Consider the following 15,703-nt stretch of genomic DNA (forward strand, 5'->3'; position numbering starts at 1 on the left):
GTAAATTCTTTTATTATTCCATATTCCTACCCGTAACGAAAAAAGTGCATCCTAAAACCTTAATTAAACTATGGCTATGCTTTGCCCTCGCCGGTAATTGTCTGGCCCAAAAACCCAATGAAAAGTATCAATATCACATCCATCCGGCCTCTGCTCCAATTAGAGTAGACGGCGTTGCAGACGATCAGGGCTGGGAATCAGCTGAAACTGCAACCGATTTTTTTATGATTACGCCCATGGATACCAGTTTTTCCAGGGCGAGAACCGAGGTAAAAATGACCTATGATAATGATCATATGTACATTCTGGTTATCAATCACAAAACTGTTAAAGGTTCCATCATTGTTGAATCCCTAAAAAGGGATTTCGCTTTTGGTAAAAATGACAATTTCCTGCTTTTCATGGACACTTTCGATGACCGTACTAACGGTTTTTCGTTTGGTGCCAATGCCGCAGGTGCTCCGTGGGACGGACAAATGGGAGACGGCGGAACTGTTGACCTGAGCTGGGATAATCGTTGGGTAAGTCATGTCAAAAATGATGATGACAAGTGGGTCTGGGAAGCTGCTATTCCTTTTAAAAGCATCCGTTACAAATCCGGAATTTCCCGTTGGGGTATAAATTTCAGCCGTCAGGATCTGACCATTTCGGAAAAATCGGCCTGGGCTCCCGTGCCTAAGCAATTTCCCTCGGCGTCCCTTGCTTACACTGGCGTCCTTGTCTGGGATCAGCCGCCACCAAATCCCGGACCTAACATTTCAATTATTCCTTTTTCGGCGACGCGTTTGACAAGGGATTTTCAAAACGATAAACCTAATAAATACAAAACCAGTATAGGTGGTGATGTCAAAATTGGCCTTACACCTTCCCTGAATCTGGATTTAACTGTCAATCCGGATTTTTCGCAGGTCGATGTGGACGTGCAGCAAACCAACTTAAATCGTTTCGAATTATTTTTCCCTGAACGAAGGCAGTTTTTCCTGGAAAATGCTGATTTGTTTGCAAACTTCGGGTACGCTACCATTCGCCCTTTTTTCTCTCGGCGGATCGGTTTAGGCGTTCCAATCCAGTTTGGAGCCAGGATGAGCGGGAAAATAAATAAGAAATGGCGGGTTGGTGTTTTGGATGTTCAAACCGGTGCACAGGACACAATTCCGAGGAATAATTATGCGGTAGTTGCGCTGCAAAGACAGGTTTTTGCCCGATCCAATGTCCGTTTTATTTATATTAACCGCGATGCAGTCAACTATTCTCATGAGCGAAATGCAAGTACAAACCGATATAACAGAAATATTGGCGCTGAGTATAATCTCGCCAGCGTAAATAATTTGTGGACAGGGAAAGTGATGTTTTTAAAGTCCTTTACTCCCGGAAAATCAGGTGACGATTTTGTTCATGCAGCAGATTTAAAATTCAGCAAAGCAAATTTCTTCTGGCAGTGGCAGCATGAATATGTTGGAAAAAATTACAATGCAGAAGTTGGTTACGTACCCAATGCAATCCGTAACGGTTATTACAAAATCAGCCCGACGATGGGATATTTGTTTTTTATCAAAAATCCAAAAATCATCAGTCATGGGCCAAAAGTTGTAACAAATATTTACTGGGATAAACAAATGTCGCTTAGTGATAAGGAACTTACGTTTTCCTATAATGTCAATTTTATTACAAGAGCTACCATGTCGGCTTACGTAACAAATAATTATACACGATTGCTAAGGCCTTATGATCCAACGAATTTGGGGAAAGTACAACTTGCAACAGGCACGGAACACAAATGGACATCAGCAGGTTTTGAAATCGTATCAGGCCCTCAGAGTCATTTCACTTACACTTTTGCAGGTATTTTCGGAGGCTATTATAACAACGGGCATCGTACCAATTTACGTACCGAGCTTGGATACAGAATTCAGCCTTATGTAGCGATCACGATGGCAGGAAATTACAATGACATCCATTTGCCAGCTCCTTGGAACAGAACACAACTTTGGCTGGTTGGGCCGCGTGTAGATGTTACTTTCCGAAACAATTTATTTTTTACAACTTTCATGCAGTACAACAATCAGGCGGATAATATCAACCTGAATGCGCGTTTACAATGGCGATACAAACCTGCTTCGGATTTATACATTGTTTATACAGACAATTATTTACCGGAAAACTTCATGGTAAAAAACCGGGCAATTGTTTTGAAGTTTACTTACTGGTGGAATTTGTAGTTAATCAGTTATAAAAAAGTCTGAAACGTAGCTAAAACTACTTTTCAGACTTTTTATCTTTTTAAAATACTTATATATTATTTTACACCCTCCTGCACTTTTCTTACAAAATCTTCTGAGACATCAGCAAAGCTTGCAATTTCAGAAACTGAAAATTTACCTGATTCCAACATTTTGGTTACTACCTTATAGCCCTTCCTTTCCTCACCTAGTTCAAAGCCCTGCTCAATCCCTTTTTCAATCCCCTGTTCAAAGCCTTCTTCAATCCCTTTTTCAAAGCCTTCTTCCCTTGTCAGCATTTTTATAGTTTCTATAATTCCCATGGATGTTTTATTTCCGGTTAACTGACTTATTTCTATATCATAGTTAATGTTAAATGAATATCCGTGCAAAACAAAAGTCTGATAAAGCAGTCAAAACTATCTTTTCAGACTTTTAATTCTAAGATTTGTTGATTTTCTATTTTATATCATCCTTTACTTTTCTTACAAAATCTTCCGAAACATCCGCAAAATTGACAATTTCCGAAATAGAAAATTTACCCGATTGTAACATTTTTGTAACTACCTCAAAGCTCTTTTTCTCTTCGCCTTTTTCAAGACCTTTTTCAATTCCTTGTTCATAGCCTTTTTCAATCCCTATCTCAATCCCCTCTTCCATCGTCAGCATTTTTATAGTTTCTATAATTCCCATGGTGCTTACATTTCCGGTTAACTGACTTATTTCTATATCAAAGTTACTGTTAAATTCAGGATTTTCAATGTGGATAAATGTCTTCAAAAAATAGAGAAACCGCTTTATCTTTTCGTTACTATATTTCTTGCTTTGGATTAAGGCACGTGCTATGGTGAGCCGGTGCTGAGCTAATTCCCATTCGGGTATCTTGTCTGAAAGCAACACTTTCTGAGCGGCTAAAACAATCAATGCAAACGGATTATCCATAGCGAGTAGTTGCTCTTCCGAATGATCCATGATGTGATACTTGTTGTATTTATACTGAATTTCAGTTCCCAGAAATTTATAATTAAATACATTGACTGGCAAACTTTTCCCGGCACCTGTAAATACGGCTAGTGCTGTAACCGGTACATCATAGCGATCATAAATACGATAGAAATACTGGAACATACGTTTTGAAAATTGCTGATCATTCCGAGCCTGTATTTCAATATGGATCAGCATCCATTCTTCTGAACCATCTGTTCCAAATATTTTCACCAGCATATCAACAAAACGACTTCCGCCTTGCTTTTCCAAATCAGGAAAAAGTTCGAGAAGCTCTTTGTCCATAAATTCGAATCCCCTTTCAATATCGAAAAGAGAGCTTGCATCCTTAAAAAAGAAAAGGAGCAAATCAGAAAACGCTTCCTCGAAAGCACTTTTTAAAAGAATATCATTTTTTCGTCTCAAAATGTATAAATCTGGATTTTACATTTTGAGACGAAAAATAACAGTAAACGTTACGAGAAATTATAGAATAAATAAATGGCCTATGGTCAGTAATAGACCATAGTTTTATTTAATTTCATTTTGTTCATCCACATAATGTATGAACTTTCAGGATTTTGTTTTAAGAATGCATTGCCGTTAAAAAACACACTTTTAAGCTTTTTATTATCCACTATTCTGTCAGGAAAAGCTGCAAGTTGATTAAAAGAAATATCTAATTCCTCCAAATCGGGTAATTCGTAAATGAAGGCAGGTAATATTTCTAAATTATTATAACCGAGATCCAGTTTCCTCAAATTTTTCATTTCTTCCATATCCATTGGTAAAGAAGTCAATTCGTTATGATGTGCGTAAAATGTTGTTAATTTATTTAATTTGACAAATTTTGGATCTATGAACTTCAACCGATTGTGCGCAATTGCCAGTGTTTCCAGTCTTTTTAGTTTTGTTAAAACCAAAGGCATTTCTTTGAATTCATTGTAGTAAAGATCTATAACTTTCAGATGCCGAAGTTTTTTCAGCCCTTCCGGAAGTACTGCTAATGAATTGTTGTACAAATTCAAATCTTCAAGATGCCTGAGCCCACGAAAACTTTTAGTTTTAAGTGCCAGGATATTTCCTCCTAACCATAGACTTTCAAGCCTTTTACAATGTCGAACAGACAATGGTATATCACTAATGGCATTTTTTTGCAGATTTAAAATTCTCAGCGATTTGTTTTTATCAATACTGATATTTTTCTGATCCAGTTGATTCGAGGAAAGATCAATTTTGAAAAGTTTTGGTAATCTGTGCATTTGCAGCTCAAAAACGGATATCTCGTTCCCCTGTAAATCCAGTTCTTCAAGATTTCGAAAACGATAGATCTGATTAGGAATAAATTTCAAGTCAAGTCCACTCAGGTTTATACGTTTAATTTTAAGAGAATCTTTTACATTCATTAAATCTTCAAGCGAAGTGACGGAACTGTCTCTTAATGAAATATTTCGACCGGGATTTTTCGTTTCAACCCTGATATAAAAGGAAACCGGAATTATACAACTGCTGACATGTTCCAGCTTTAACTTTTTACGGTCTAATTCTGCCGGTAATTTCTCCTGTAACACCTGATCTGTGTTTTTGAAGAAGAATGGTTTAATATCAAAAAAGACATACGAAATTTCCCCTTTTTCATTAAAACAAACTTTGGAATTTACCATAAAGTCTGGGGAGAATTTAAGATCAAGTACATTCTTAACCGATTGGATAAGCATTTTCCTTAAATAATCCGTTTGTGGACCAGACAACTCTATTTTCTTCCCATAGCGTAAACGAACCTGTTCAAAAATTTTTACATTTTCAGAAATAGGAACATATTGCCGTTCATCTCCTGTTTTTGAAATCGTTAAATCCAGAGATTTTTCTAATGGAAGAACAATGGGTTGCGAGAAGGAATCATGAAAAAATGATACGAATAGTAAAATCACCATGCTCTTCATAAATACAGATTTCAAAGTCATATCCTTGCATAGTATTCATGTGATCAATAAAAAACCTCCACATTATTCCCCTTCAAAGTCTTCAACTGACTTGCATATTTTTTTTCCACATCCTTATCCGAAAATGGATTTCCACGAAGATATACCTTATCAAGCTTCTTTAACTTTACCAATACAGATGGAAATTCCGGGAGATTATTTCCGGAAAGATCAAGTTCGTGCAAACTGTCCAGCGCCATAATTTCAACCGGGCAATTGTAAAACCAGTTGTAACCCAAATCCAGAATATTCATTTTTTTCATTTTGGCAACACTTCCCGGAAGTTTGCTTAATTTGTTATGATGCGCATAAAGGGTATGGACATTTACCAGCTTGTTCATGTCCTTCGGCAGCTCTTTTAGCTGATTATTACTCACAGCCAATTGTGTCAGATGTTTTAATTTGGTTAAAGATGCAGGCAAAATTTCCAATTGATTGTAATACAGATCCAACACTTCCAGATTCTTCATTTTCTTTATTCCTTTTGGCAAAATCACTAATTCGGATTTATAAAAATTCAAATCCTTAACTGTTTTTAATTTTCGGAAACTTCGGTTTGATAAATTTGTAAGCTTATTACCACCTAGTCCAAGTGATGCTAAATTTTTACTAGCTCTGGCAGCCGCAGGAATATTTGTAAATTTATTTTGCCTCAGATTCAGTAATTCCAGCGACTTATTTTTTGTCAAAACCAGATTATCATTGGTCAGATAATTGCCATCCAGATGCAGTTGTTTTAAACGTGGCAATCTATTTAAATCAATTTTTATTTCCTTCAACTCATTTCCGCTCAGATATAATTCTTCTGTATTTGGAAAACGGTAAATCACATCTGGCAGTTTTTTTAATTCCAGCTGGTTAAAAAATATCTTCTTGATCTTTAACGAATCTTTATATGCTATTGCTTCTTCTATATTCACCACAGAACTGTCCGTTTGCCTTACTTCCCGCTCGACAATTTGCTTTCCAAACTTCATTAACATAATTGTCCGAAATGGTTTTTGCAGTTTTTCTGCCGACTTCCATTTAGAAACATTTTGCAAAAAAGATTTTTTTAAAACCTGATTTAGTGAATCAATATTATAACCTTTGGCGTCTGTATTAAAGATTATATAATCCACATTCCCCTGCTGATTGACCAAGATTTGCGTAATAATAGAAATTCCCGGATTGACATCTTTTGCAATTACAGATAATGATTTTTCTACAATATCTATCGCATCATCAGAACTTCGTTCTTCATAGGTTAGCGGTAGCAAATCAACATGGAATTTAGCCGTTTGGGATTCTTCCTGTGTCCAGATATGTACCTGCGCCACGGCCAAATGAGCCATGAACATGATAGTAAATGATAATATGATTTTCATAGCAGCTATAATTAAATTGAATATACAATTATAACTAAAAACAATTTAATATAACTAATTAATTAGTCGAAAATATTTTGACATAAAAAAATCCTGCAACCAAGCTTATTGCCATTTGATTACAGGGTTTTAATTATTTATTTGACGGATAAATCAGTACATACAGATTATTTACTTCTTTCAATGGTATACTGTACCAGATTTTCCAAGGCGGTACGATGCGCAGAATCAGGAAATTCATTTAATAAAGTCTGAGCCTCTGCCACGTAACGCTGCATTACTTCTTCCGCATATTTCAATCCACCGGACTCTTTTACAAAAGAAATAACTTCGAGCACTTTATCAGGTTTATGACTTTCATTGCGAATGATATTGATCATCTTACGTTTTTCCAGCCACGGTGATTTGTTGAGCGCATAAATCAGCGGAAGCGTCATTTTTTTCTCTTTGATATCAATACCTAGCGGCTTCCCGATTTCATCTTCACCGTAATCAAAAAGATCATCTTTGATCTGAAAGGCAATTCCAACTTTTTCGCCAAAAGCGTGCATCCGTTTTATCACTTCCGAACCTGCTCCGACAGAGCAAGCTCCAACCGCGCAACAGGATGCAATTAACGAAGCTGTTTTCTGTCTTATAATTTCGTAATACACCGTTTCGTTAATATCAAGTCGGCGTGCTTTTTCGATCTGAAGTAATTCTCCTTCACTGATTTCACGCATCGCTGTCGAAACGATTTTCAATAATTCGAATTCATTATGCTCAACAGAAAGGAGTAATCCGCGGGAAAGTAAATAGTCACCAACCAAAACGGCAATTTTATTTTTCCATAAGGCATTGACGGAGAAAAAACCGCGACGATAATTTGAATCGTCCACAACGTCGTCGTGAACCAGTGTTGCAGTATGTAAAAGTTCGATGAATGAAGCGCCCCGGTATGTTGATTCGGAAATCGGGCCGCAAACGCCTGCCGACAGAAATACAAACATAGGCCTGAGCTGTTTCCCTTTACGGCGTACGATGTAATTCATGATCTGGTCGAGCAGCATTACATCACTTTTCATAAACTGGCGAAACTTATGCTCGAAAGCCTTCATTTCATCCGCAATAGGAGCTTGAATATCCTTTATTGAAAGGGTCATATTAATTACAGAAGGTCTTAAACGTACCTCCAAATGTTGAAAGGCTATACAGAGCAGTTTAGTTCAAAAATCGGCACTTTATCTGTTGCTGTACTTTAATCTTCAAATTTGGAATAAAATCTTCTCTTTATACCTATTTTAGAATGAAAATGTTTAAAATTGGAAATATGAAAATCGAAAATCAATGAATAGAGTAGAACGACGCAGAAAAACCGTTATGTCAACACGGCAATATAAGTCCGAAATAAAAGTAAAAAACTAAACAAATCACCAAAATAGCTGAAAGCCGAAGGCCGACAGCCGAAAGCAAATATTTATGAAAGCACTCGTGCTTGGAGGTGGATCAATGAAAGGAGCTTTTCAGGTTGGCGCGATTCAATCTGTACTTGAAAATGGTTTTGAACCGGACATGGTTTATGGAATTTCTGTCGGTGCACTCAACACGACTTTTCTTGCCAATGAAACAGGCCGTCAGCATGAGGAAGAAGATGGAAAACTCAACTGGCCGCTGGCAGGCAGAAAACTACTTGAATTCTGGGTCAAGAATATTACCCAGCCTCAGGATATTTCAACGCTCCGTTCGCGCGTTATGTTAGGTATGAATACGCTCATGAGCCGGTTTGATGGTTTGGTTGATCCAGCACCCCTGCATTTGTTGATCCGGAAAAATGTTAAGGATAAATTCTTAAAAAACAGTCCGGTCAGAATAAAAGTTGGGGCGGTGAATGTGCAGAGCGGTGAGATTAAATATGTGACACCGCAAGAACCACATTACCTGGATTATGTACGCGCCAGCTCTTCCATTCCTATGCTAATGCCAGCAATCGCGATAGGAAAAGAAATGTACCTGGATGGCGGTTTGAGGGAAGTGGCACCAATCCGGCAGGCCATTGCCGACGGAGCAACGGAAATCGTAGTCATTGCCTGCCATTCCCCGCATTTGTATCAGCCGGAAGGAATGAATGCGCGTAATCTGATCATGCTGGTAGAAAGAGTGCGGGACATCACTGTGAACGAATATGCCAATAGTAATATTATTTGGGCTGAATCCTATGTTGACCGGTCTATTTTGCGCGGAGTTCCTATGAAACTAACTGTGATACGCCCGGTTTCTCCATTGGTACTGGATATGCAGCATTTTACGTCCGACGATATTTCACGACTGATCATTGAGGGTTATCGAATTGGTATTGAAACCCTTAACAAAGTTGAAGAAGTAAAACAATAAAAGAAATCTGTTAAAGACTCAGCTAATGTTAGCAAAACGTTTGAAAGATCCCTACCCCATCCTCTTGCTGTTACTTTTAACATCTTGTGTTCCCTCACGTCAATTCGCATCGGTTACAGACAACTGCAATTTCAGCAAAACAGGAAGTTTAAATGCACACCTGAAACCTTCCAACCGGTTTGTACCGCTGATTATGGCGCACCAGGGAGGCACGGAAGATGGTTATCCCGGAAACTGTATGGCTACTTTTGAAAATACGTATCAGAATGTTCCCTGTGTAATGTTGGAATTTGATATCCGGATGACAGCCGATAGTCAGCTTGTTTTGTCTCACGATAATGAATTGGAAAAGCGTACTAATGGAACAGGATTCCTTAATCAGCAGCAATGGAAAGATGTAAAACAGCTTCGTTTGAAGGATGACAAAGGATTATTGACCAAAAACAAAATTCCGTCTTTTAAAGAAGTCCTGGATTGGAGCAAAGACAAAAATCTGATCTTAATTGTTGACAAAAAACCTGAAACGGATCTGGCAAAAACCATCCGCATGTTGAAAGAAAACAATGCTTTGCAAAAATCAGTGGTGATTTGTTATTCGCTTGAAGAAGCCAAAGCGGTTTATGCCATGGAGCCAACGCTGATGATTGCCGTTGGGTTTAATAGTTTGGAGCATATCACAAATGTCGAAAAATCAGGGTTGCCTTTGGAAAACCTTGTAGCGCTTACGCCAAAAGAACTTCAGGCTGAATCATTTTATTTAAAAATTCATTCAATGAAAATTATCACTTCATTGGGTACCAATGGAAATATTGATACGCTGAATACCGAAATTTCCGCACCGATGTATAACAAAATCTGGGAAAGTGGTGCGGATATTATCTGTACCGATCAGCCGATATTCGTGCATTCTTTGTTTCAGAAATAACAGTTTAGGTCGAAATAAAAAGAAAACGGCTCAGTCAAAAATTTGACTGAGCCGTTTTCTTTTTATGATTTGTCAGAGCCAATCAGACCATCTTAGTTAAAGATATAACGAAGACCGATCTGAGCCTGCCAAACGCTGTTGACAGTTAAGTTCGGAGTAAACGAATCTTTAAGCAATACATTTTGTCCACCGATAACTTGTTGAGCAATTTGGTAAACTGGCTTTCCATCTGCACCAACACTTGAAAGTACAAGAGGGTTAAACGTTGTAGCTTGGTTTCCAAGTCCCCATTTATCATGAATAAGGTTTCCTACATTCAGAATATCACCACGAAGCTGGATAACATTTCTTTTTTGTTTTTTACCAACTGCAATATAGAACTCCTGAACCACTGTGAAGTCAAAACGTGATAACCATGGGAAAGCACCACCGTTACGTTCTGCATATTTGCCACGACGGCTTTTCAGATAATCGTTACCATTTACATATGCATCAAAAGCTGCTTGTTGCTGCTCAGGAGAGTAAACCGTAGTAACAACATTTGGAGCAACACCATTTCTAACGCTAAGTGAAGCAAAATTCAATTCTGATGCAGATTTTGGTACAAAGATCAAATCATTTGAATTCTGACCATCACCATTCAAATCCTGGTTAAGCGTATAGGAAATTTTAGCACCGCTTGTAGAAACCGCAGCCAATGTAAACATTGTCGATCCTCCGAAAGTACCACCATAATTGATTTTGTAGTTGATCACACCCACAATACGGTGACGCAAATCGTTATCCGAATAAGTTAAAGGCAAGTAGTTTTGACCCGTTGTAGTGGGAACGTTTCCTTGAACAGTACTTCCTACAAATGCGATGTCCTTTGCTTGTCCATAAGTGTAAGAAACAAATCCACCAAAACCTTTCGCAGTTGGTTTTTCCAACTTAAACGTGGCGATGTAAGAATTTCCTTTTTTAGTATTTTTCAAAACAAATACGTTAGAAACAGCAGGATTAATGAAACGAGCAACCGCTACTGTATTAGCAGCACCTGTTCCAGAACTTGCTACGCCTGATGCAGGGAAGCGAGGACGTCCATCGTCACCAACAAAAGTACGATCCGGAGCTTTTAAGTTGGCGTCAATATAACGAAGGCCGTTGATTGTTTTGTTGTAAATAAATTCAACCGTTCCAATCAATCCCAAAGGTAATCTTTGGTCAATCGCGATATTTGATTTCCAGATTTGTGGATATTTTAGATTTTGATCCGATGCATTAACAGCATAAGGAGGAAGTTTCGTAATATCTGGATCAACTGCTGGCAGGTAACGGGTTGGATCCGTTGTAAAAGCGTAAGCTGTTGTATTCGTTACGTTGATTACACCTGTATTAACACCATTATTACCCAACTGGTTTGAGATCAAAACTTCCGGAATACGAGATACAAAAATACCTGTTCCTCCACGAAGCTGAGTCGTTTTATCCCCTTTCACATCCCAGTTAAAACCGATACGTGGAGAAATCAGCAAACGTGTTTTAGGGAAAGTTCCTGTTGTTACTTTGTAATCCGAACCATTTTCGTCTTTAAATGTCATACCGGCAACAACCGTGTTATTGAAATCTTTTGCTGTTGAATTATCATAAGCAAAAACATCACCACGGATACCGGCAGTAATTTTCAGATTAGGAGTAGCCTGGAATTCATCCTGAACATAAGCACTGTAAAGATTTCTATTCAGCGTTTGAAGAGGCTCACCTCCACCTGGTATGCGGGAATAACGCAAGTTGTAACGTGCAACGCTAACCGGTGAAACATTAGAAGTAGGATTGGCAAGAGAAGCCAAAGCCGCCGTTTTGAAATCAGCAATTGAGTTGTATACATAAACTCCGTTAGATGACGGGAAGAAAACGTTGTTCGACGTAAAATGTTCAAATACTACACCTGCTGTGAAAGTATGCTTTCCGGCATAATAACTAAAATTGTTGGTGATATTGAATGTCGAATAATTCAGTTTGTTATTAGGCGTAAAAGGATCAAATCCAATCGTAGTGTAAGTACTTCCATCTTTCAGGATATCAATAGTTGGGAATAAAGCACTTTTATATGTCCTGTCTTCAATTTGCTTGTTGTACGTTACAATCAGGTCATTGGCAAATTTACCCCCAAAGTTAGAAGTTAATTCAGCGGCAACAGAACGTGTATTATCAGCAATCAGATAACCCGTATTTTGCGAAGAAAGCGCAGTACCACCACTTACATTTTGGCGGTTACCATTTCCCGCAGTATTGCTACTGTTACTATTACTGATTACCTGATCTGATTCTGAATCATGCTGAGAGTAACGTACCGATAACTTGTGCTTGTCATTAATGTTGTAATCAAGACGGATAAGTCCTTTTGTACTTTTAATTTTGTTGTTAAATCCGTCAAGTGCGCCCATATCGTAGTTGAAGTTTTGTTTCATAAATGAACTCAAATCTTCCATGTCCGAAGCAAGCACACGAGAAATGTTAGTACCTGCAACACCACGGTTCAATGACCATGTTAATGCCGGCGTGCTACTTGTAAATCTTTCAGCATTGATAAAGAAGAACAATTTGTTTTTGATCAACGGACCACCTAAACGGAAACCCCAGGTTTTTTCGCTAAGATTTGGTTTTGGAGTGATATCCAAACCACCGTTACCTTTTTTAGCAACCATATCGCTTCCACGGAAAAGGTGGTAAGCAGAACCAGATAATTCATTTGTACCTGAACGCGTAACTGCATTGATACCAGCACCCGTAAAACCAGACTGACGAACGTCAAAAGGAGCAACATTTACCTGAACCTGATCAAGCGCGTCCAAAGAAACAGCACTTGTACCTGTACGACCACCCGCCTGTGCAGATGAACCTAAACCGAAACCATTGTTGAAAACTGATCCGTCAATCGTAATGTTGTTAAAACGAGCATCCTGACCGGCAAATGATTGTCCGTTACCGTAAGGATTGTATTTCGTAATATCATTGATCGAACGGCCGATTGTTGGCGTTGAGTTGATTGCGTTACGGTCAAAAGAAGTAGAAGCACCGTTACGGTCAGAGCTGAAAATATCGCTGCGGCCTGTTGTAATTACAACTTCCTGTAATGAAGTACCTTCGTCAGCCAGTTTGAAACTAACATCAGCACTTGATCCCAGGTCAGCAGAAACGTTTTCCGTTACCTGATCTTTAAAACCAACAAAAGTAACTGTCACCGTGTAAGGACCTCCTACACGAACACCCGGAAGTGTGTAAAAACCTTTTTCATTTGTAATAGTACCGTAACGGCTTCCCGAAGGCATGTGTACCGCCACCACAGTAGCACCAGGAAGTTCGGATCCTTTACTGTCTGTTACCCTACCGGTAATGGTAGAGGACGTAACCTGGGCATGCACTTGTCCGCTCAGGAATGATAATGCAAAAACGAACAGCGCGCTACACGCTGATCTGAAAAGTAGACTTTTCCAGTTCATAAATTTTTGGGGATTTGAGTAATTGAGTTAGTAGGTTCATTCAATTTATGAATGATAATTTTCTGTAAAATAAAAGTTTTTTTTGCTCTTAAACAATCACGCGTTTCCTACTAAAATACTATACTACACTTTGCAACTACTTGACTTGTTGGAATAATGCAGATTTTAAAATCAATAATTCAATATTTGTATTACAATGTTTTATTAATGTTAAATGTTCCGCAGAGCGCTAATTTTATTATAAAATATTACTATCATTCGAGATTGTTTTCTCAGGTCCCGGATTGCGTTTGCTCAGTTTTTTAGGGATAGTTTGAAATTATTTCAACAAAGCACAGGTTAACACCATAAGAAAGTTATTAAAACATGTTTTTTATTTAATTAAAAAATTTAAAATAGTATAGAATCACTGTGCTTTATTTCAGATAATTCAATAGACAGGAGTACAACTGTGGGTAGTAAGAATTAAAATTCAAAAAACTCCAAAATAACTACATCACAATACCTATCAAACTAATTATCAGATAGATATGTAAATTAAAAACTAAAATTAACACATTTCAATGTTAAGAATTTGTTAATTTTAAATCAAATTTATTTTTTGACAATAGAAATTGTTATCGCAATGGTCCAAATAATTTTAATAAATCAAATATTTACAAAATAAATAGCGGAAGAAAATAGACAAAACAGGTTTTAAAACTTTTCTTTTTCAATTTTCCCAAAGCTTTATATTATTATTCAATGCAACTTAATTTCAAAAAAATAGGCGAAACTGGTCCTGCCCTTATTATACTTCACGGCGTTTTCGGTTTTCTGGACAACTGGCTTACGATCGGTAAGACTATTTCCGAACAGGGTTTTGTGGTTTATCTTGTAGATCAGAGACATCATGGTCGATCGTCACATGAAGGATCTCTTGATTTTCCGACACTTGCGGAAGATCTTAAGGAATTCCTGGAACAGCAGAATCTGACTTCGCCGACTTTGCTTGGACATTCCATGGGAGGTAAAACGGTGATGGAATATGCGGTGCATTATCCCGGTACTTTTGAAAAACTTGTCGTTGTTGATATTGGAACAAAACAATATCCAATGCACCATACCAAAATTTTGCAGGGACTAAACGCTTTGCCAGTTGAAGATATAGAAAACCGTCAGCAGGCCGATGACTTTTTCAGCGAGTACGAGCCAATTTTAGCTGTGCGACAATTCCTTTTGAAAAACCTGTACAGAAAAGAAGATGGTGGTTTTGACTGGCGTTTCAATTTGCCGGTACTGACAACCGATATGGCAAAAGTGGGCGCACCAATAACCGCTGAAAAACCGGTTGAAACCGCTACCCTGTTTATCCGTGGCGAAAAATCAAATTATATCCTGGATGAAGATTGGGACGATATCCTGAAAATATTCCCAAATGCAAAACTGGAAACTATTGCCAATGCCGGTCACTGGGTACAGGCGGAACAACCAAAAGTATTTGTAGAACAATTACTGGCTTTTTTGAAATCCTGATTATTCAACCCTGATATATTTAGATCTTGCTGAATTACAACGGGAAATGATCATTTCATTCCCGTTGAATTCAATATCATAAGAAGGACAGGCAGCACAGTATACCGTAGAACAGTCATAATAAGGGACAGCAGCCCTTGGTATAACCTCAAATTTTGTATTGTTAATATTATAGATTTTCGTTGCGCAGCAACCTACCATTTCCTTTTCGTCAAGTAAAATACCATCAAACCGAAAAGTCACGTAAACTGTTGTTAAAGTAACAGGAACCCACATTTTCTTACCGTTTACAGTTTCCTCTGTTTCAGTAAGATGCCATTTTCCAACCAACGGTTTCATAATTTCGTCTGGTTGAGTATCAATTTTATCCTTCTTACAATTAAGTAGCAAAATCAATAACAGCGGGATGTAGAAAAGTCTTTTCATTATTCCGCTTTTCTATATTTAGACCTTGCTAAGGAACAACGAGAGATCATCATCTGATTTCCGTTAACTTCAATATCATAAGAAGGACAGGGCATACAATCTACCAAAGTGCAGTCGTAATCATAAGCAACTGCCACTCTTGGCGTTACTTCAAATATTGTATTGTTGATATTATATATTTTCGGTGCGCAACAACTTGCCTTTCCGTTTTCGTCAAGTTCAATACCATCGAACCGGAAATTGGTGTAGACCGCTTCACTTCCTGCAAATGGTACCCAAACTTTTTCTCCATTAACAATTTGTTCTGTTTCCTTAAGATTCCATCTTCCCACCAGCGGTTTCATAATTTCGTCTGGTTGAGTATCGATTTTATCCTTCTTACAATTAAAAAGAAAAAGGATTAAAAGCGGGATGTAAAAAAGTCTTTTCATAA

12 protein-coding genes are annotated in these 15,703 nt (G+C 37.9%); 4 read left to right on the forward strand and 8 right to left on the reverse strand.

Translation table 11 applies throughout. The features are described from left to right. Positions 1–44: 44 nt before the first annotated feature. A complete protein-coding gene (locus FZF08_RS16245; RefSeq protein ID WP_159470611.1) occupies positions 45–2,219 on the forward strand; it encodes a DUF5916 domain-containing protein in 2,175 nt (724 codons plus the stop codon). A gap of 77 nt (positions 2,220–2,296) precedes the next feature. Here the strand turns inward: FZF08_RS16245 and FZF08_RS16250 are convergent, their stop codons facing one another. The 5 genes from FZF08_RS16250 to FZF08_RS16270 form a co-directional block, all read right to left on the reverse strand. Continuing rightward, entirely contained in the window at positions 2,297–2,542 is a 246-nt protein-coding gene (locus tag FZF08_RS16250) for a hypothetical protein (protein ID WP_159470613.1), read from the reverse strand. 136 nt (positions 2,543–2,678) lie between these two features. Then, on the reverse strand, positions 2,679–3,629 hold the full coding sequence (locus FZF08_RS16255) for a hypothetical protein (protein WP_159470615.1): 951 nt from the start codon (positions 3,627–3,629) through the stop codon (positions 2,679–2,681). A gap of 86 nt (positions 3,630–3,715) precedes the next feature. Then, positions 3,716–5,167, reverse strand: coding sequence for a leucine-rich repeat domain-containing protein (locus FZF08_RS16260; RefSeq protein WP_159470617.1), 1,452 nt, complete (start codon positions 5,165–5,167; stop codon positions 3,716–3,718). A gap of 23 nt (positions 5,168–5,190) precedes the next feature. Next, complete coding sequence (locus FZF08_RS16265; protein ID WP_159470619.1) at positions 5,191–6,552, reverse strand: leucine-rich repeat domain-containing protein; 1,362 nt, start codon at positions 6,550–6,552, stop codon at positions 5,191–5,193. A 167-nt stretch (positions 6,553–6,719) separates the two neighbouring features. Then, a complete protein-coding gene (locus FZF08_RS16270; protein ID WP_159470621.1) occupies positions 6,720–7,694 on the reverse strand; it encodes a polyprenyl synthetase family protein in 975 nt (324 codons plus the stop codon). A gap of 316 nt (positions 7,695–8,010) precedes the next feature. Between FZF08_RS16270 and FZF08_RS16275 the strand changes: the two genes are divergently transcribed. Together FZF08_RS16275 and FZF08_RS16280 are read left to right on the forward strand one after the other, a co-directional pair. Continuing rightward, positions 8,011–8,922 carry a patatin-like phospholipase family protein gene (locus tag FZF08_RS16275; protein WP_159470623.1) on the forward strand — a complete coding sequence of 304 codons (912 nt, stop codon included), beginning with the start codon at positions 8,011–8,013 and terminating at the stop codon, positions 8,920–8,922. 25 nt (positions 8,923–8,947) lie between these two features. Continuing rightward, a complete protein-coding gene (locus tag FZF08_RS16280) occupies positions 8,948–9,847 on the forward strand; it encodes a glycerophosphodiester phosphodiesterase family protein (RefSeq protein ID WP_159470625.1) in 900 nt (299 codons plus the stop codon). Between the two features lie 92 nt (positions 9,848–9,939). Here FZF08_RS16280 and FZF08_RS16285 read toward each other — a convergent pair whose 3' ends face one another. After that, positions 9,940–13,329 (reverse strand): carboxypeptidase regulatory-like domain-containing protein, encoded by a 3,390-nt coding sequence (locus tag FZF08_RS16285; protein ID WP_159470627.1) that lies wholly within the window; start codon positions 13,327–13,329, stop codon positions 9,940–9,942. A gap of 744 nt (positions 13,330–14,073) precedes the next feature. Here FZF08_RS16285 and FZF08_RS16290 point away from each other — a divergent pair. Continuing rightward, a complete protein-coding gene (locus FZF08_RS16290) occupies positions 14,074–14,844 on the forward strand; it encodes an alpha/beta fold hydrolase (protein WP_159470629.1) in 771 nt (256 codons plus the stop codon). Here FZF08_RS16290 and FZF08_RS16295 read toward each other — a convergent pair whose 3' ends face one another. Together FZF08_RS16295 and FZF08_RS16300 are read right to left on the reverse strand one after the other, a co-directional pair. Next, on the reverse strand, positions 14,845–15,270 hold the full coding sequence (locus tag FZF08_RS16295) for a hypothetical protein (protein WP_159470631.1): 426 nt from the start codon (positions 15,268–15,270) through the stop codon (positions 14,845–14,847). Further along, positions 15,270–15,701: a hypothetical protein gene (locus FZF08_RS16300; RefSeq protein ID WP_159470633.1), complete on the reverse strand. Its 432-nt coding sequence runs from the start codon at positions 15,699–15,701 to the stop codon at positions 15,270–15,272. The genes FZF08_RS16295 and FZF08_RS16300 overlap by 1 nt, the downstream gene beginning before the upstream one ends. Positions 15,702–15,703 lie beyond the last annotated feature (2 nt).

The organism is Dyadobacter sp. 3J3 (genome assembly GCF_009801115.1).
Classification (GTDB): domain Bacteria; phylum Bacteroidota; class Bacteroidia; order Cytophagales; family Spirosomataceae; genus Dyadobacter.